This is a genomic window from Nostoc sp. UHCC 0302 (assembly GCF_038096175.1).
In the GTDB taxonomy this organism is placed as follows: domain Bacteria; phylum Cyanobacteriota; class Cyanobacteriia; order Cyanobacteriales; family Nostocaceae; genus UHCC-0302.
The window spans coordinates 4459880-4478486 of sequence record NZ_CP151099.1 but is presented as its reverse complement, the minus strand read 5'-3'; the positions used below and the strand labels follow the sequence as shown (position 1 = coordinate 4478486).

Below are 18607 nucleotides of genomic sequence, written 5' to 3'. Positions count from 1 at the left end.
ATCCTCCTGTGTTGTCCGGGAGCATCAAAATTAGAATAGCTATTAAAAACTAAAAATGATGATTGTTGAAAACTTTATACTTCTTCATTCATCATTTTTATTTAGTATCTAATTTTATATCCCTAAAGTTGCGCTAGGCATAATTTTACTTATCCACTTGCGCTTTCACAGTCTAGCAGCCAGCTAAGTGAGATAGGGATAAGATATATGAAAAGTATGTGATTGAAAAAATCTATATATATGTAGCTGTGTTAAGTAGAGGAGGCAGCTAAGAGTTAATAGAAAATTCCATTTTTTACTTTAAAAATTAATTTTTGTCATTTGTTATTTGTAATTCTTCATTTTTCGATAAAATCTGATATCTTATGACTTGCATCAAAAACTGATTCTTTACAAATAACTCAATATAAAAACATTTATTCTGTTGAAAAATCCGCTTTTTTAGAGATAGTTATGCTAAGGATAAAGAATTATCTTACTTCCTGCCTTCAATCAAATCCAAGAGTTAAACCACATTCGTAAAGGTTTATAACCTCCCGGAGAAAGGGGTAAACCCAAATAAATGGGCATCCAGAAAACAAAAGCGGCGAAAATAATAAAGGTAATAGTGACACCGATCGCGCGGATTTGTCGATAATAACTACGAAGGCACTGATCTACAAACCAGGCGATCGCTAAAAATACAAATATCACAGCACTCATATAGTGGTAAATGAAAACGCATCTTGTCACCTTTACCCAAGGTAGTAAATTTGCGGCATAATTTATTACCAAATATAGAGCAATCCAAGTATCAACACTAAGAGTTTCAGGCGCAGAAAAATGCTTCTGTTTCACCCAAGGAATCACGAGTTGCAACAACAACATCCCTACTAAAAACACTATGGCGGCGATACCAAACCACCACAAAAAGGGATTACCCATCGCATGGACATCATAAATTACTTTCCCCACACCAGAAGGCAACGGCGGCCCCATTACAGGTAAAGGGTCGGTCACTTTCTGGGCTGTTTGATAATAATATGCCATTGGTCGAGTCATCAAAGGCCATTTGTACCATGCAGCACAATAAGGATGCACTTTGGGACTATTACCACCCATCTGGAGGTGAAACCTCAAAATTTCTTGATGTACTGAGATAAATCCGTATCTTTTATCTAGCTCAAGGTGAGGAATCCAGATGAGGCTATAGACAACACCTGGGATAATTCCCATATAAAATAGCATCTGGAAAACATTTATCTGAGTTAGATTTTGGAGCGGCGTCTTAATTTCATTTGATTGGGTTTGCTGAGTGAAATTTTGATTAACCTCACTCCAACGGCGATACCATTTAGTGAAAAAATTTATTAATTGTCTTTCTATTGATAAGGGAAATGAGGGAGATTGAAAAGATAATTGCGGGTAAGGAGAAGAGTGAAGTGAACGAATTAGCCAACCTGTTATCCAAATAAGATAAGCACCGAACAAAAACCATAAACCATTCCATTTAGTGCCAACTGACGCACCAAAACTAATGCCAGCAATCACTAACCAAAAAGAGCGTCGCTGATTTTGGTTTTCTAGTGCTAATAATAAAAATAACTGCCCTAACAAACCAAATATAACAATATAAATATTGTTCAAGGCATAGCGAGATTCAACAAGAAATAAACCATCACAAGCCGTAAAAAAACCTGCCAGCAGAGCAAAGCTACGACGATAACTCAAATGATAGGCAATTGCGGCGACAACTAGAGGAATAAATGAACCAGTGAGCGCATTTAACCAACGATAAGTCCAAGGCGATCGCATTGAACCTGTTAGTCCATTTTGCGTATCGTGCCAAAAAGGAACATGACTACCAATCCAAATGCCAATACCAATAATATATTGACTCAGCGGCGGATGAGCATTAAAAAATGGCGTGTGGGTAAGATAGTTATTACCAAATTTAGCAAAGTAAACTTCATCAAATACTAGGGTATTGAATCGCTCCAGCCCCCAAAACCGTAAGGCGAGTGAGAAAATAAATATACCCGCCATCCCAATTCGGAACCATTTTTTAGTCATTGGTCATTAGTCATTAGTCATTGGGCATTGGTCATTAGTCATTGGTTATTGGGCATTGGGCATTACAGTATTTATTCTCCCTGCTCCCTTACTTCCCCACTCCCTACTCCCCGCTCCCCTTTTCAGGCGCATCATGTTGAAACAGGAGTAGTTCAATACCGTAATACTTTTTTGTTCGCCCCATTGGTTTCATACTTAGTCTTTGGGTGACACGAATTGAGGCATGATTTTCTGGTTTCACCACAGCATAAATCACTGGCAAGTTCAGGATACTAAAGCCATAATTGAGCATACCTCGTCCTGCTTCTGTCGCATACCCTTTACCCCAATAAGTTCGGCGCAAGTGCCAACCAACTTCATAATCTTGAGTGGCTAAGCCATCTTTATCAGGCAGTGGTTTCAGAAGGATAGTTCCCACAATTGTTATAGTTTCTTTTTCTAAAATTGCCCAAGAACCAGTACCATTTTTGCGTCGGCGCGAGCGCTCAATGTTTTCAATCAAGCGCTGACGTTGTGATTCAATAGTAGTAACGCGAGAAGCGTTACCCAAAAAGTGTGTAACTTCTGGGTCACTATAAATTTCAAACGCTTGTTCAGCATCAAGTTCAGGTATCCAACTGCGAACTATTAAGCGCTCGGTTTCAAAAAGGGGTGTCATCTTAACCTTTGACTAAACTAGCAGCTAGGAGCGATGTCTAACGACAAGTGAGTGCGTGTATAGGCTACCATAAGGTTTCACCTTGTCACTCCTGCTGACTTTACAAAATTCCCCTAACTCCTAACTCTTGTAGAGACGCGTAGACGCTCGAAGAGCGGTTTCTCGTAAGAGTATAATCGCGTCTCTACTCAGTACCCTCAACTTTTGCCACTTCCAGCATTGTCTTTAAAACCGAATCTGGATTTAGACTAATCGAGTCAATTCCTTGTTCAACCAAAAACTTAGCAAATTCTGGGTAATCACTGGGCGCTTGGCCACAAATACCGATTTTACGGTTGTGTTTTTTCGCAGCTTGGATAGCCATTTTCACCATTTGTTTCACACCTTGACTACGCTCATCAAATAAGTGTGCGACTAACGCCGAATCTCTGTCTATTCCCAGTGTCAGCTGAGTTAGGTCATTAGAACCAATCGAGAATCCATCAAATACCTCAGCAAACTCCTCTGCCAGAATTACATTATTGGGCAACTCGCACATCACATAAACCTGCAAGTCGTTAACACCTTGCTTTAAACCATTTTTTGCCATTTCTGCCAAGACCAAACGTCCCTCATCTGGAGTGCGACAAAAGGGAATCATCGGCGTAACATTTGTTAAACCCATCTCTTCCCGTACCCGTTTGATAGCATGACACTCTAGGGCAAAAGCTTCTTTATAGCCTTGATCATAATAACGCGCCGCTCCTCGCCAGCCTAACATCGGGTTTTCTTCATGAGGTTCAAACTGTTGACCACCTAACAAATTGGCATATTCATTACTTTTGAAATCAGACATCCGCACAATCACTACTTTGGGATAAAATGCCGCTGCGATTCGACCGATACCTTGGGCTAATTTATCTACAAAATACTGAGGTTTGTCATCATAAAGGGCGGTGATTTCAGCAATTTTAGCTTTGACAAATTCATCTTTTAGTAAGTCAAAATGGATCAACGCCATTGGATGAATTTGAATTTGGTTAGCGATGATAAACTCTGTCCGCGCTAAACCCACTCCATCGTTAGGAATTGCAGATAAACTCAATGCTTCTTGAGGATTACCCACATTCATTAAAATTTGAGTACGGGTACGGGGCAAGTTTTCTAAGGGAACTTCTTCAACTTCAAATGGTAATAAGCCTGCATAAACATTTCCTTCTTCCCCTTCAGCACAAGAAACTGTGATCTCTTGACCATTTTTTAAGACTTCCGTAGCATTCCCGCATCCAACGATCGCAGGTACACCTAATTCGCGTGCAATAATTGCTGCATGACAGGTGCGTCCACCAGCGTTGGTAATAATCGCACTAGCACGTTTCATAATTGGTTCCCAGTCGGGGTCAGTTCTCTCTGTTACCAGCACTTCCCCAGCTTTGAATTGTTCAATTCTGTGTGCATCTAGAATTAAGTGCGCTTTCCCCTGACTAATTGCTTCCCCAATTGCACGTCCCGTTACAAGAGGTACTGGTGATTGGGTTGGGGATTGGGAAGATTTTTCCCCAGTTCCCAGTCCCCAGTCGCCAGTCCCCAGTAACAAGCGATAACTCCTTAGCACATTCCCTGTCTTCTGAGACTGGACGGTTTCAGGACGTGCTTGCACAACAAAAAGTTCATTAGTAATCCCATCTTTTGCCCACTCGATATCCATTGGGGTGTAAACGCCGTGGACTTGAGAATAATGGTCTTCTATTAAAGCTGCCCAACGTGCTAGTTGTAAAATCTCTTCATCAGTAATCGCAAATTTACTCCGTTCTGCGATCGCTACAGATATATTTTTCGTAAATTTCGAGCCGTCATCGTAGACCATTTTGAGTTCTTTACTACCCAATTTTTTATTAATAATTGGGCGAAAACCCGTTTTTAATGTTGGTTTAAAAACATAATATTCATCTGGGTTTACAGTCCCTTGGACAACGTTTTCCCCTAAACCGTAAGCTGCTGTAATTAATGCAGCATCTTTAAAGCCGGTTTCTGTGTCAATGGAGAACATCACCCCAGAAGTTGCTAAGTCAGAGCGCACCATTTTTTGCACACCTACAGCGAGGGCAATGCTAAAGTGGTCAAATCCTTTGGTGTGGCGATAAGAAATAGCGCGATCAGTAAATAGAGAAGCAAAGCATTTATGACAAGCTGCTAAAACTCCTTCGACACCGACGACGTTTAAATAAGTTTCCTGTTGTCCGGCAAAACTAGCATCGGGGAGGTCTTCTGCGGTGGCACTAGAACGTACTGCAACATCTGTTTGTGCATTATATCGTTCACAAAGAGTCTGGTATGCTGTGGCGATCGCTTTTCGCAATTCTACAGGAAATGGTGTGTGCATTAATAGCGATCGCGCTTTTGTCCCCCGTTCTCGTAAATTTTTGACATCTTCAACATCCAAGTCAGCAAAGAGTTGACGCAGTTTTGCTTCTAACCCAGCTGACTCTATAAAATGGCGATAAGCATAAGCAGTGGTGGCAAATCCAGTGGGAACATTAATACCTTTGGAAGTTAGCTGTTGAATCATTTCCCCTAGTGATGCATTCTTACCACCAACTACAGGTATATCAGCAATGCTAACTTCATCAAACCAGAGGATGAGCGATTGTTCTTTGGAAGATTGAGATACAGCGCTTTTAGATACTATCGCCATCAGTGTTACCTCTTAAGGTGATACTTAAATTATCTGTGCGTAATCGTTAATATATTTTTCCCTTGTTTAATTTTAGATTTTGCAGCCACTGTGTTGCAGGGTAGAGCGAACGTATCTCAATTGTGACTTTTTACAGCAGTGTTTAGCAAAAGAGTTTACATGGACTGGAAATTGAGCGACTTACCCGCTGAATCTCTGTAGTTGGCTCAATTGGCTGTGCTGAACTCAACAGGGACAATTATTGATTACTATTCCCACTTGAAAGTTTTGAGAATTTATGCCAAAAATGCTTAGATACGAGCTATCGAACTCACGTTAAATTGAATACAAGAGTAGGGACACGACAGTGCCGTGTCCCTATAATGGGTGTATTCTGGGCGATTTAAAATAGCTGTTGAGCTAAAATCCTAAACTTCTGGTTCAACACCGAGCGATCGCAATTGAGCAGTTAAGCGATCAGCTCTTTCCTCGCCAGTCAATAACAAATTACCTTGTAAGTCCCACCAGCGTAGCCAAGGTAATTCCATATTGTGATATTCTCCCTGCCAGAGACCTAATTCAACTCCTAAAGGATGTATAGGATAATGTCCACGTTCATTTGCTGTTAATAACTGATATTGTCCACCAATTAATTCATAAACTTCCACGCTGGCTTTATTCACTTCATAAATGCCGTAGAAAGGAGGACGAATCACCTGTTCATAAATCCAAAATTTCCCCTTCCAAGGTGTTTTATCTCGCTCCTCACTACCATCCCCAGATACAAATTCCAATGCAATCAATGGGGCAATAAACTCTCGCCATAATACATAAGACCTACGCGTTTGTCCATCCAGAGTAGGCGGTACATTCCCTACATAAAACCAGTCTGGTGCTTCTGCGCCTTTTTCTGGGGGTTCAGTGATGCGCCAGTAGATACCACTATCTTGACCAATACAGTATTGCCCATCAGGATGACGTTTTTGTAATATCGGTTTAATCGAGTCTGTTAGGAGAATGCTTTGGGGATGTTCCTGAAAGTTTTTCACGAAAGTACCATCAGACTCTGGTAACTGCGTATGGTCTGGGAACGGGGTGAGGGCGGTGGCTGGATCGGTTGCAGAGGTCATAAAACTACCTTTGCAGGAGTAAAGGTTGTTTTTTAGTTTAGCAATAGACCTTTGAATTCCCCATTGATATTTATCGAAGAAGACGCAAAGATGCAAGGACGTAAGTCCCAAGGGTCTCTTGCCCCGCCTGAAATCGTTCGCCTTGGTCTTTGGCAGGAGAAGGAGAAGATTTCAGTTGCTCGAATTCAGGCTCTTTTTCAATCCCTGTCTGAATTCTTTCTTTGCGCCTCCCATTCTTTGCGTCCCCGTGTCCTTGAACGTTTTTATAAAGCAATAACCTCTTGCTTAGGCTTCCGCAGCGGACGCTTGCGATCGCTGCGACGAACACCCCCTGCCATTTTGTACTCATCGCTATTTTTGCCATACTTTGCCGCTACGCTGACTAACATATGTTCGCTTAGTTCCATCAGGGACTTTTCGGCTAATTCTAAGGCTTCCTGAGTTAGATCCACGGTGGAGAGGCTGGAGTTATAAACTTCTAGCTTGTCTTGCGTTGTTTTGATAGCCGTTGCAAAGGATTCAATTGTAACCCCATTACCTAAGTCTAAGGTAGGACTGATCGATTTTAAAGCTGCAATCCGACGCTGCGCTCTATCTAGTGCTTTAGACCCACGTTTGGGACGTGACATAAATAACTTTCCTCTTATTAATAATGTACCAGGATAAAAAATGACTTTTAACCTGATGTTTACATCACCAGGATAGACAGAATCGGGATTGTTTGACACCCGCATTATTCAGTATATTTTAAATTATTTATTACAAATATAGAAATAAAGTTTATGTAAATTCTCGCAGGTTGACCGGAATCAATAAACGATCGCCCGGAATCAATAAACGACTGCCCGGAATCAATAAACGATCGCCCGGAATCAATAAACGACTGCCCGGAATCAATAAACGACTGCCCGGAATCAATAAACGACTGCCCGGAATCAATAAACGATCGCCCGGAATCAATAAACGACTGCCCGGAATCAATAAACGACTGCCCGGAATCAATAAACGACTGCCCGGAATCAATAAACGATCGCCCGGAATCAATAAACGACTGCCCGGAATCAATAAACGACTGCCCGGAATCAATAAACGATTGCCCGGAATCAATAAACGACTGCTTGCAAAAGTCGAAGAGTTATGGATTTCATTTTGAGCGAAGCAGGTGAGGCGGTCACACTATTTCCACAAAGTTAAGCTCAATTTGTCAACTCTCTGTTGTGTGACAATCAATTTATGTATTTTGGGAGTTGCAAAGATGGCTTGGGTAGCAGGTGATCAATTGCAAGGTGGCAAATACACTGTGGAAAGGGAATTGGGAAGGGGACGGTTTGGTATTACTTATTTGGTAAGAAACAGGAATGGCGATCGCTTTGTCATTAAAACTTTAAATGATAACTTGCTAACGTCTTTAAGCCAGTCGGAACGCGGGCGATTAGAAACCATGTTTTGGCAGGAGGCGGTAAAACTTACTCGGTGTAAGCATAAGCATATTGTCGAAGTTGCAGAACCCTTTAAGGAAGGAGAGCATTGGTGTCTGCTAATGGAATATGTAGATGGGGTGAGTTTAGCTGATCGTCGCCAACAAATACTTTCGGAATCAGAGGCACTACGTTACATTCAGCAAATTGGTGAAGCCCTAACAGTAGTGCATAATAATCGATTGATTCATCGAGATGTGCATCCAGGAAATATCTTTTTGCGAGTGCGAAATGGACAGCCTGAAGCAGTGTTAATCGATTTTGGTTTAGCTTTGGATTTCGACCATATTTTAACTACAAACCGAACTAAGGAAACTTCTGAGGGATTTACACCCCCTGAGCTTTACGCTCAAAGTATACCAACTGGGGCTTATAGCGATATTTATTCACTAGCAGCTACTTTATATGTGCTTTTAACTGGAAAAACACCTGTGAGTGCACTGAAACGTAAGATTGACAACGCTCGTTTAGTGGAACCGAAAGACTTGAATAATCTGGTTAGCGATCGCACAAACCGCACAATTTTAACAGGTATGAACCTAGATCCTAAACAGCGATCGCAGTCAATGCGCGAATGGCTTGACTCTCTGGGGTTGACTGGAGAAGCTCCTATACCTGTCTCAACTTTACCCTCTAAACCTAACTCAAATTGGGATAAAAAAATTCAGTTTTGGACAGTGGTGATAGCTGCGATCGCTGCTCTTGGAGCCTTACTAGCAGGCATAGCTCCTTTCTTAAATCAATCTCCACCTCCTAGCCCATCATTAATATCTCCTAGCCCATCATCTAGTAAAACTCCGTAGATTTAGGTACACTGTCATTGAAGTGCTGATATTATTTTTGAGCGTGCCTTAATTACGAATTACGAACTTGTACTGAGCAAAGTCGAAGTATTACGAACTACTAAAGGTATTTATGCCCTGGACAGCAGGACAACGATTACAAGGCGGCAAGTATGTAATTGATAAAGTCCTGGGACAGGGGGGATTCGGAATTACTTACAAGGCTTTGCATATTGAACTAAACCAGACAATTGTAATTAAGACACCTAATGAATACCTCAGCCACGATCCAGAGTATGACAAGTATATAGAGCGATTTATTGCAGAAGGGCGGATACTTGCACGCTTATCAAAAGACTCCCATCCTCACATTGTGGGAGTGATTGATTTGTTTCGGGAAGGTGCTACCCACTGTTTAGTGATGGACTTTGTTGAGGGAGAAAATTTGTTTGAAGCGGTGAGGCGTAGGGGAGCTTTACCAGAAGCGGAGATTCTACCCTGCATCTGCCAGATTGGGGAAGCTTTGATAGTAGTGCATCAAGCAGGGCTAGTACACCGAGATGCCCACCCCGGAAATATTATGTTGCGGAGCAATGGCAGAGCGGTTTTAATTGATTTTGGCATTGCTAAAGAACTTGTGCCTAAAACTTTAAGTTCAAAGGGTATTGCAGGTAATGAAGGGTTTGCGCCCTATGAGCAGATGAGCAGGGGCAGTCGGGAGCCAACAGTAGATGTTTACTGTTTGGCTGCTACACTTTATTTTGCGGTGACAGGTCAACGCCCTACAACCTCTTTGGCTCGCAAGCTCGACAATGCTTCTTTGAAGCCACCCAAACTAATCGATCCAAGGATCAGCCATCAATTAAATCAAGCAATTCTCAAGGGTATGGCACTGGAGGCAAAAGACCGCCCTCAGTCAATGCAGGCATGGTTGGCAATGTTAGAAGCGCCAAAAGCGACACCTCCACCTCAAATTAAGCCAGTTTATAGAATAGAAGTTGTTCGATCCGAAACCAAGCCAAACTCAGAGGTAATTCCAGTTAAACCAGTAACGCAATCACCTAGAATCATTCCCTGGGGCGGGTTGGTTGGTCTATTATTAAGCTACCTATTGATAGGCTACTTATTTGCCGCGTATAACGCTCCGTACATATTTTGGGCTGGGGCTTGGGCTGGGGCTTGGGCTTGGGCTGTGGCTTGGGCTGTGGCTGGGGCTGTGGCTGGGGCTGTGGCTGGGGCTGGGGCTGGGGCTGTGGCTTGGGCTGGGGCTGTGGCTTGGGCTGTGGCTTGGGCTGTGGCTTGGGCTGTGGCCGGGGCTGGGGCTGTGGCTTGGGCTGTGGCTTGGGCTGTGGCTGGGGCTGTGGCTGGAGATGAATTACAAAAATCTTTTAGCAAGGTTAATACTTTTCTAATTTTAGCTAGCACATCTAGTCTAGGCTTGGGTTTGGGATGGTTAGGACATAGGATTTTTAATACAGGTTCATAGCTTTATCGTCTGAAGCTAACTGGCAAAAGATTTTGTAGCTGTTGTAGCGAGTGGAAAAGCGATTAATACTCGGCTAGCAATTTACTATAAGATTCTGGGTTAAAAGTATGGGTCATTTTTCCATTTATCTTTATCATCTAGCGATCGCAGCTTTCTAAATATTCTCCACCCATAGAAGATTATTTGCGTAGCGATTTTAAGAGCATTGTAAAATTTTTCATCTGCTGTCACTATCTGGCATTGTTGCGTAATAGCCAGTGCGAAGTATAAACTGTCATACACTGCGCGATCAGTCTCAAGAGCAATATCTAAAGCAATTAGCATCAATGGTTGAGATAAGCAAACTTCTACAGGAATTGCATTTAAATCTGCTAAAGTTTGCCTTGCATTATCAGCCGTATCTTCGGTACGACGTACTCGTTTCCACAAGACATTTGCCACTTCTGCAAAGAAAAAGTCTGGCACTAAAAAAGTATGGTTACTTGCTAGTAAACGCCTAGCTGCATCAGAGTGAACTTCTGGCACAAACCATTTTATGGCAATACTGGCATCTAAAACATATCGGCTCACCGTTCTCTATCCTCGCGGATTAGTTCAGTACTGTCACCTAAAGTTTTGCCTACATATCTTATCTGAGCGCGTGCTACTGCTTCTCTAGCTTTTTCCATATCGCTGCCAGTGTTGTTTATATTTGCAATTTTAAGGTAGTTTAGCAGGCAATGTCTGAAGACAAGTCTCTACACGTCTACGCACCTTTTAACTAAATACCTAAACTTCTGATTCAACGCCCAGCGATTGATTGCTATTTTGCCCATTAAGTAAGTTAAAAAACGGGTGGCGCAATTGTTGAGAGTGCCTTTTTTAACTCTTGCAACAACGATTCCAAAAACATCATGTCATTGGTGATGTCTGAAACTTCATCTTCGTTTAAATTCTCTATCTCTAATTGCTTTTGATAAGCCTCAATCCTGTATTCTAGTGCTTCAACAATAAATCGAATTGCTTTAGGAGAAAAATTCACGTTCAACAACTCCCTTAATTGACTTTGTAAAATGCCTCACCAACTAACCGCAATGCAGTCTTATAGTCTTCTATTTGCATAGTGTAGCTTGGTTCCCATAGCCAATGATTGCCGTAATCATTTACCAAGCGGAGTCCGTTTGGAATCTCAGTTACTCTATCCAACTTCCACCAATTTTTTCCAACCCCCTGAACTGCAAACGTTGAAATTCCGCCTGAACCTGCGACAACCCAAATATCACTATCTTCTTCGTAAGTTTCAATGTCTTTTGAACGAATATTATCTATTCTCGAAGAAGTCGCATTTCCCATACAGTACAAATCAACGGGGTTTTTCTCATACCAATCAGCCAAAGACTTATGCTTCTGGTTAAACGCCAAGCGATGTCTGACGACAAGCCGTTAAGAGCGTCTACGCATTCCCAATGGATGTAAAGAAACAGAAATGTTTCTTAGAAGCTGTTCATGAGCGATCGCCCACTATGGATGAAAGAAACCATTCTGTTTTCTTAGGAGAAGGAGGAAAAGAGCGATCGCCTACGGCACTGGCAAAGCCCGTCGTAGACATCGCTTTTTTAGACTATTTCATTACCATCTGATCAATTGGCGCTACTCCAGCCAAATCCAAAATTGGCGCAATCAAATCTTCTCGCTTCACAGCCATCATGTGGACACCCTGACATAATTGCTGTGCAACTTGTACTTGCTCGGCAGCAATTTTCATGCCTTCTTCAAGCGGTTTTTTCGCTTTCGCTAATCTATCAATAATGTGCTGAGGTATATTTACACCCGGAACGCACCTATTAATAAATTGGGCATTTTTTGCCGATTTCAACAGAAAAATTCCTGCCAAAATTGGTTTTTTATAGCCAGCAGCAATTTTGTCCATAAACTTTTCTAGTCGCTCAAAATCAGTAATTAATTGACTTTGAAAAAACTGCGCTCCAGCTTCGATTTTGCGTTCAAATCGACTCTGCAAACCTGACCAACTCGCACATTGCGGATCTACTGCTGCACCAGTAAATAAATCTAGTACACCATCAGTTAAAGGTTGCTCGTTGCTATCAAAACCCTGATTCATCTTCCGAATTAGTTGCAGCAATCGCACAGCTTCCAAGTCAAAGACGGCTTTAGCATCTGGGTGATCGCCTGCTTTAACTGGGTCACCAGTCAAAGCTAAAATATTGCGAATACCCAAGGCATGAGCGCCCATGAGGTCAGCTTGTAAACCAATGCGGTTGCGATCGCGGCAAGCAACTTGACAAATTGGTTCTATACCGTTTTGCAACAAAATTGCAGACGCCACCAACGAAGACATCCTTAGCACTGCTCGGCTACCATCGGTAACATTGACGGCATGAACCCTCCCCTTAAGGGTCGCCGCCATTTGGAGCATATGCGCTGGATCTCCGCCTTTAGGAGGTGCAACTTCAGCAGTAACTAGAAATTCGCCTGCTTGCGCGGCTCTACGGAAGTTATTCAAGGCAGTTGGGCTATGGGTATGATGCATAAAGTTAATATTTCGGTTCTCTTCCAAGGTATAACAAATGACACCTCAAAGGGAAAACCTTATAAAGGTTGAGTATAGCCCAAAGCAGCTTTCACTTGTGCCAGAGTTTGATTAGCGATCGCTTGAGCTTTTTTCCGTCCATCCCGCAAGACAGACTCCAAATAGCTTTTGTCTTCTGTTATTGCTTGATATTTTTCTTGTATTGGCTTGAGGGCGTTAATTGTCGTTTCTGTTAATAATGGCTTAAATTGTCCCCAGCCCATATCTTGGCACTCAACCGCTACCTCTTCCTTCGTCTTTCCAGAGAGCAAGGTATACAGCGTTAATAAATTATTACACTCTGGACGCTCTGGATCGTCAAAAGTCAGACCACGAACTGGATCAGTTTTACAACGCTTAATCTTACGTTGAATCTCTTCTGGTGGATCTAGCAAATTGATTCGGCTTAACTCTGAAGGATCTGACTTGGACATTTTGCGTGTACCATCCGCCAAACTCATCACCCTTGCCCCTTCCTTGCGAATCAAAGGGTCTGGTAACTTTAATACTGGCTGGTCTGGTTTACCAAATTGGTGGTTAAACCGAGCAGCAATATCTCGTGTCAATTCTAAGTGTTGCTTTTGGTCTTCACCTACAGGCACTTTATCAGCTTGGTAAAGCAGAATATCAGCTGCCATAAGCACTGGGTAATCCAACAAGCCTGCACTAACATTTTCTCCCTGCTTCACAGCCTTTTCCTTAAACTGGATCATATCTTCTAGCCAGTTTAGGGGCGTGATGCAGTTGAGCAACCAAGTGAGTTCACTGTGAGCAGAAACGTGAGATTGCACAAAAATTGTAGAGTGATTTAAATCCAGTCCACAAGCTAGATAGAGAGCAACGAGGGTATACGTATCGGATGCCAACTGTGTTGGCTGGTGTGGCACTGTAATCGCGTGCAAATCAGCCACGAAGAGGTAATTTTCGTATTCACTCTGACCTTCTACCCAGTTGCGAATTGCTCCTAAGTAGTTGCCTAGATGGTAATTGCCTGTTGGTTGAACTCCAGAAAGAACTCGTTGCTTGCCCATAAATTCCAACTTAGTTATCTCAAATCTGCGCTATATAAATTGGCGCTCTTAAAACTCATTTAATTTTGACATTTTCTATGGCAACTCGCTGTTGAGAAATTAGATATTGATTAAATACTGCTTTTTTCACGCAACAACTGAAATAATAAGCACACGTTTAAAATTAAGGTAATGAAATTTATTGGTATTGATTTAGGCTGGAAGTCGCAACCAAGCGGACTGTGCTGCTTAGAATGGACAGATGAACAACTGCAACTACTTGATTTAGACCGCAAAGAAGCGATCGCAGATATCCTCACCTGGATTGATACCTGGGTACAAACGGATGAACCAGCCATCATTGGCGTAGATGCACCCACCCTGATCCCCAACGCTACAGGAAGTCGCCTACCCGACAAACTTACTCACAAGTACTTTGGCAAATATCACGCTGGATGCTACCCAGCTAACCAAAACTTACCATTTGCCGATCGCACCATTAACTTTGGCTTAGAATTAGAATCTCGTGGTTTTGCACACGCACCAACCATCGAACCACAAAAACCCGGCAGATATCAAATAGAAGTCTTTCCCCATCCAGCCATAGTTCATCTATTTGGCTTAGAACGCATCCTCAAATATAAAAAAGGACGCCTCAGTGAGCGTCGCGTAGAATTAATTAAACTCTACAATTACGTTATTGACATCCTCCCCTCTATCTCTCCTCCTCTGCGCCTCTGCGGTAGCCTACGGCAAGCCGCTGGTGCGTCTACGTTTATTTCCGAAATTCCTTACACAGGAGCATCCCTAAAAGCAGTTGAAGATAAATTAGATAGCTTAGTTTGTGCTTATGTAGCAGCACATTGGTGGTATTGGGGTGAGCAACGTAACTTAGTGCTAGGCGATCGCACTACTGGTTACATTGTCATCCCCAAACCAGTCTTGAGTGCTGAGTAAAAAAAGCCAAAATATATAACTCATAACTCAGCACTCAGCACTGTTATTCTGCCCAAGCAATCAACCTTGGTTCATAAGGATTAGACAAGTTTTGATTTTTCGGTAATACGCGTAAAGACAAGCCTTGCAAACCAGAGGCAGTATAGGTGATGTTACCTGTGTAAATACTTAATCCTTGTGTATCTTCTCCTTGATAATCCATCACTACTGGCACAGCATTGACAATATCACCATTGGCATCGAGCGCACCCTGATATAGCTCCACCTGTACATCATCATTTGTTAAAGTTGCCAAGTCAACTTTGGCTTTGACAGCAACAGTTTGGTTAACCTCAATGTCCGCACCTGCTGATACATCAATATCTTTGATTTTGATATTAAACCAGTGTTCGCTGAGTTTTGCTTTCCAAGCAGCTAGTTCTTGAGCTGGAGCATAGTTATCGACAGTCAGCGTATGATAGCGATCGCTTGCCGGGAAATAAGCCCTTTGGGCATATTCTCCCACCATCCGCGCTGTATTAAAAAACGGACAATTCAACCGGATTGCATCTTTCATTTTGGCTACCCACGGACGAGGTAAGCCATCACTATCCCGGTGGTCATAAAACAGCGGTACAACTTCTTTCTCCAGTAGATCATAGAGAGCGTTGGCTTCTACTTCATCCTGGTAATTAGGATCTTCGTAATTCTCTCCGTGTCCAATTGCCCAACCTGTGCGGACGTAATCAGCTTCATCCCACCAGCCATCTAGTACACTTAAATTTGGTAATCCGTTCATGGCTGCTTTCATGCCACTTGTACCAGAAGCTTCTCTGGGACGACGCGGTGTGTTTAACCAAATATCGCAACCCGCTACCATCAACCGGGATATGTAAATGTCGTAGTTGGGAACAAACACCACTTGTTTTTCTAAGTGCTGTTCGCGGATAAAGTGATTGATTTCGCGGATAAGTTCTTTCCCTGGAATATCTTTCGGGTGTGCCTTACCAGCAATCACAAATTGCACTTTCCGATCTTTGTTAGCCAGTAAAATCCGCCTGATGCGGTCTAAATCGCGCATCCAGAGAGTGGCGCGTTTGTAAGTGGCAAAGCGACGGGCAAAACCTATAGTTAAAGCGTAAGGATCTAAAACTTCTTGCGCTTGGGCTATTTCTGAGGTGGAAGCGCCGCGATCGCGCAGATGTTTTACCAAATGCTCTCGCACATACAATATCATGTCTAAGCGACAGCGTTCGTGATTACGCCACAGTTCTTCGTCGGGAATGGCATCCATCCGCTCCCACAGTTGGCTATCTGGTGGTGCTGATGACCAGTTTGGCCCTAAATAGCGATCGTACAACTCCTGAGTTGATTTAGCGACACAACTCCGAGCATGAACACCGTTGGTAATTGCGGCAATTGGTACTTCTTCTACTGGTACTTTCTTCCACAAACCTTGAAACATCTGGCGCGATACTACACCGTGCAGTTGTGCTACACCGTTAGAAAATGTTGCCATCTTCAACGCCAGCACTGCCATACTAAAAGGCCCAGATAAATCACCAGTATTCTCACGCCCCAAGCCTAAAAATTGCTCTTTAGGCAAGTCGAAGATGTCTGCATAGTAACCGAGGTAGTACAAGATTTTGTCGGGAGCAAACAAGTCGATTCCCGCAGGTACTGGTGTGTGAGTAGTAAAGATATTGCTAGAAGCTACTACCTGTTTGGCTTGGGCATAGTCTAACCCCTCTTCTTGAATGAGGATGCGGATGCGCTCTAGAGCAGAGAATGCCGCGTGACCTTCATTCATGTGGTAGGCTGTGACTTTATAACCCAAAGCTTTCAGCATTTGCACACCACCAATACCCAACATAATTTCTTGGTGGATACGCATATCAATGTCGCCACCATACAGCTGATCTGTGATGTCGTGGTCGTAAGCATTGTTGGGTTCAATGTTGGTGTCCAGCAAATATAGTGGCACTGTTCCCACCTGTACGCGCCAAACTCTGGCGTACACCTTGCGCCCTGGATATTCTACGGCAATCCGCAACTCTGAACCATCAGTATTGCGCTCCAGATGTAAGGGCATATTATAGAAATCGTTAATCGGATAACGTTCCTGTTGCCAGCCATCGGCGTTTAGATACTGAGCAAAGTAGCCTTGCTGATAAAGTAAACCTATACCGACCAGTGGTAGCCCTAAATCACTAGCTGATTTAAGATGATCGCCTGCTAGAACACCTAAGCCGCCAGAATATACAGGTAAACAATCTACTAGCCCAAATTCAGCTGAAAAATAGGCATAGCACTCTTTTGGTTTTTGTCCCCGCTGTTTCTGATACCAAGTGCGTTCTTGTAAATAATCTTCTAACTGGCGATTGGCTCGATCTAATTGCGCTAGAAAGCCTTCATCTTCGACAACTTCCAAAAGTCGCGATTGAGAGATATTACCCAGCATCAACACTGGGTTATGGTGGCTAGACTCCCAGAGATCGGGATCTAAACGTCGAAATAAATCTTTGGTGTCAACGTTCCAATCCCAATGCAAGTTATATGCCAGCCGCCGCAGCGATTCGAGTTGCGGCGGTAGTGAAGGGGATACGTTGAATGTACGAATTGGCTGCATAGGTTGACAAAACTCCAAGTTTAGCTATGGTTATTGTTTACTGTCTTTAGCCAATGTTGCCAATTGTTTATACTCTGTTTGTGATGATGTGATGACTTTGTTAAGCATTGAGAATTATTCTTACCCTCACTGCTAAAGTTTACACTAAGGAGCTTTTTAAGTCTAAGCATTCCTCTTAGCCATCTGCCCAGTATATTAAAATTTCATTATTGGCTTGAGGTGGCATTTAATACATAAAAAATATAGCTTTGATTTTACAAACATAAATATAAATATTTATATTTATTTTATATTTAGATAGCCAATTCCGACAAAAACACGGCTAGCTCATCAGTCTAACCTCAGAATCTTGGTTGAGGTAAAGAGCAGTTGATTAACGCTTTCAGCAATAATTAAATTTTTAATTATTTTTTAATAAATTGGATTGATAATATTATTGATTCAATGCTATGCATGAGCTTTAGCAGTGACTCTTGGGCGATCGCCCAAATTGGCTACAAATACAGGCAAATTAAGAAATCGAAGAAATTTCCCAAGCAATTGACTTAGAATAGCGATCGCCAACTGCTTGGTATCGAAAAAGGTAATGTTAGGGCAAGGAAATAACGCAACAGTCTAGTGTATTATTATGCACCCAAAGAAGCCTGATCTTTGGCATTCTTTGATGGCATTGTCAGCGCCATAGCTGCTGCAAAAGCCATCTCTGCTGCTACTTGATAAGCAAGTTTAATATTTGCTGAAGCCTCTTTGCTTTTAGAAGAGAGGGAAGCTTTTTTTCGGCGCGATTCTTGCTTAACATCACCTGCAACAATAGACCGCTGCAAGATAATCCAGGCATCTAAGTCGTCTGAATCGTAATTAGTTTGAATAAGCATCCGTATCTGGTCTTCGGCTACAACACTCAAATAGCCGGTGTTCAAAGCTTCTTGGACGATTTCTTTAATTAAAGCCATAATTTACACCAAGTGTGTGAGTCAAAACCGATACTTTGATTTGTTGAAATGTGTCTTGTGGACTTTTCCAAAAAACTGAAATGTATCTGGATATCCCTAACAATAAAATTTATAACGACTAGAACCAAGTATGCATCACCCGCTTGGCTCACCCAATCGGGTGATTTACAAATTTTCAGATATGAGTATGTGGAAAGAGGAAACTCTTATCTTGTTGGTTATTTGAGAATGATAGTAAAAATGTAGCGTATATACCATTTTGATGATAGCA

17 protein-coding genes are annotated in these 18607 nt (G+C 42.4%); 4 read left to right on the top strand and 13 right to left on the bottom strand.

What is annotated here, in order from left to right:
• Window positions 1–492 precede the first annotated feature (492 nt).
• The 6 genes from WKK05_RS19400 to WKK05_RS19375 all read right to left on the bottom strand — a co-directional run bounded on the left by WKK05_RS19400 (window position 493) and on the right by WKK05_RS19375 (window position 7600).
• Complete coding sequence (locus WKK05_RS19400) at window positions 493–2052, bottom strand: phospholipid carrier-dependent glycosyltransferase (protein ID WP_341524738.1); 1560 nt, start codon at window positions 2050–2052, stop codon at window positions 493–495.
• A gap of 103 nt (window positions 2053–2155) precedes the next feature.
• Window positions 2156–2710 carry a GNAT family N-acetyltransferase gene (locus tag WKK05_RS19395; RefSeq protein ID WP_341524737.1) on the bottom strand — a complete coding sequence of 185 codons (555 nt, stop codon included), beginning with the start codon at window positions 2708–2710 and terminating at the stop codon, window positions 2156–2158.
• A 184-nt stretch (window positions 2711–2894) separates the two neighbouring features.
• The gene (gene ppsA / locus WKK05_RS19390) at window positions 2895–5384 is read right to left on the bottom strand and encodes a phosphoenolpyruvate synthase (protein ID WP_341524736.1); all 2490 of its coding nucleotides are present in this window, start codon (window positions 5382–5384) and stop codon (window positions 2895–2897) included.
• 407 nt (window positions 5385–5791) lie between these two features.
• A complete protein-coding gene (locus WKK05_RS19385; RefSeq protein WP_341524735.1) occupies window positions 5792–6493 on the bottom strand; it encodes a Uma2 family endonuclease in 702 nt (233 codons plus the stop codon).
• Between the two features lie 263 nt (window positions 6494–6756).
• Window positions 6757–7122, bottom strand: a complete 366-nt coding sequence (locus WKK05_RS19380; RefSeq protein WP_341524734.1) for a hypothetical protein — start codon at window positions 7120–7122, stop codon at window positions 6757–6759.
• 151 nt (window positions 7123–7273) lie between these two features.
• A complete protein-coding gene (locus WKK05_RS19375) occupies window positions 7274–7600 on the bottom strand; it encodes a hypothetical protein (RefSeq protein WP_341524733.1) in 327 nt (108 codons plus the stop codon).
• A 148-nt stretch (window positions 7601–7748) separates the two neighbouring features.
• On the opposite strand from WKK05_RS19375, the gene WKK05_RS19370 reads away from it, so the two are divergent.
• Entirely contained in the window at window positions 7749–8774 is a 1026-nt protein-coding gene (locus WKK05_RS19370; protein ID WP_341524732.1) for a serine/threonine-protein kinase, read from the top strand.
• 112 nt (window positions 8775–8886) lie between these two features.
• Window positions 8887–10239 carry a serine/threonine-protein kinase gene (locus tag WKK05_RS19365; RefSeq protein WP_341524731.1) on the top strand — a complete coding sequence of 451 codons (1353 nt, stop codon included), beginning with the start codon at window positions 8887–8889 and terminating at the stop codon, window positions 10237–10239.
• Between the two features lie 99 nt (window positions 10240–10338).
• Here WKK05_RS19365 and WKK05_RS19360 read toward each other — a convergent pair whose 3' ends face one another.
• From WKK05_RS19360 to WKK05_RS19350, 3 genes are all read right to left on the bottom strand, one after another.
• Window positions 10339–10809, bottom strand: a complete 471-nt coding sequence (locus tag WKK05_RS19360) for a type II toxin-antitoxin system VapC family toxin (protein WP_341524730.1) — start codon at window positions 10807–10809, stop codon at window positions 10339–10341.
• A 253-nt stretch (window positions 10810–11062) separates the two neighbouring features.
• Window positions 11063–11260, bottom strand: a complete 198-nt coding sequence (locus WKK05_RS19355) for a hypothetical protein (protein ID WP_341524729.1) — start codon at window positions 11258–11260, stop codon at window positions 11063–11065.
• Between the two features lie 14 nt (window positions 11261–11274).
• Entirely contained in the window at window positions 11275–11613 is a 339-nt protein-coding gene (locus WKK05_RS19350; RefSeq protein ID WP_341524728.1) for a hypothetical protein, read from the bottom strand.
• Between the two features lie 71 nt (window positions 11614–11684).
• On the opposite strand from WKK05_RS19350, the gene WKK05_RS19345 reads away from it, so the two are divergent.
• Window positions 11685–11858 carry a hypothetical protein gene (locus WKK05_RS19345; protein ID WP_341524727.1) on the top strand — a complete coding sequence of 58 codons (174 nt, stop codon included), beginning with the start codon at window positions 11685–11687 and terminating at the stop codon, window positions 11856–11858.
• On the opposite strand, the gene WKK05_RS19340 is transcribed toward WKK05_RS19345, so the two are convergent.
• On the bottom strand, window positions 11840–12769 hold the full coding sequence (locus tag WKK05_RS19340; RefSeq protein WP_341524726.1) for a methylenetetrahydrofolate reductase: 930 nt from the start codon (window positions 12767–12769) through the stop codon (window positions 11840–11842). The two genes, WKK05_RS19345 and WKK05_RS19340, sit on opposite strands and share 19 nt — an antisense overlap.
• Before the next feature lie 59 nt (window positions 12770–12828).
• On the bottom strand, window positions 12829–13839 hold the full coding sequence (gene trpS / locus WKK05_RS19335; RefSeq protein ID WP_341524725.1) for a tryptophan--tRNA ligase: 1011 nt from the start codon (window positions 13837–13839) through the stop codon (window positions 12829–12831).
• A 171-nt stretch (window positions 13840–14010) separates the two neighbouring features.
• On the opposite strand from trpS, the gene WKK05_RS19330 reads away from it, so the two are divergent.
• Window positions 14011–14775 (top strand): DUF429 domain-containing protein, encoded by a 765-nt coding sequence (locus WKK05_RS19330; protein ID WP_341524724.1) that lies wholly within the window; start codon window positions 14011–14013, stop codon window positions 14773–14775.
• Window positions 14776–14818: 43 nt separating this feature from the next.
• Here the strand turns inward: WKK05_RS19330 and glgP are convergent, their stop codons facing one another.
• Together glgP and WKK05_RS19320 are read right to left on the bottom strand one after the other, a co-directional pair.
• Window positions 14819–17383 (bottom strand): alpha-glucan family phosphorylase, encoded by a 2565-nt coding sequence (gene glgP, locus WKK05_RS19325; RefSeq protein ID WP_341524723.1) that lies wholly within the window; start codon window positions 17381–17383, stop codon window positions 14819–14821.
• Window positions 17384–18009: 626 nt separating this feature from the next.
• Window positions 18010–18336, bottom strand: a complete 327-nt coding sequence (locus tag WKK05_RS19320) for a hypothetical protein (RefSeq protein WP_341524722.1) — start codon at window positions 18334–18336, stop codon at window positions 18010–18012.
• Window positions 18337–18607 lie beyond the last annotated feature (271 nt).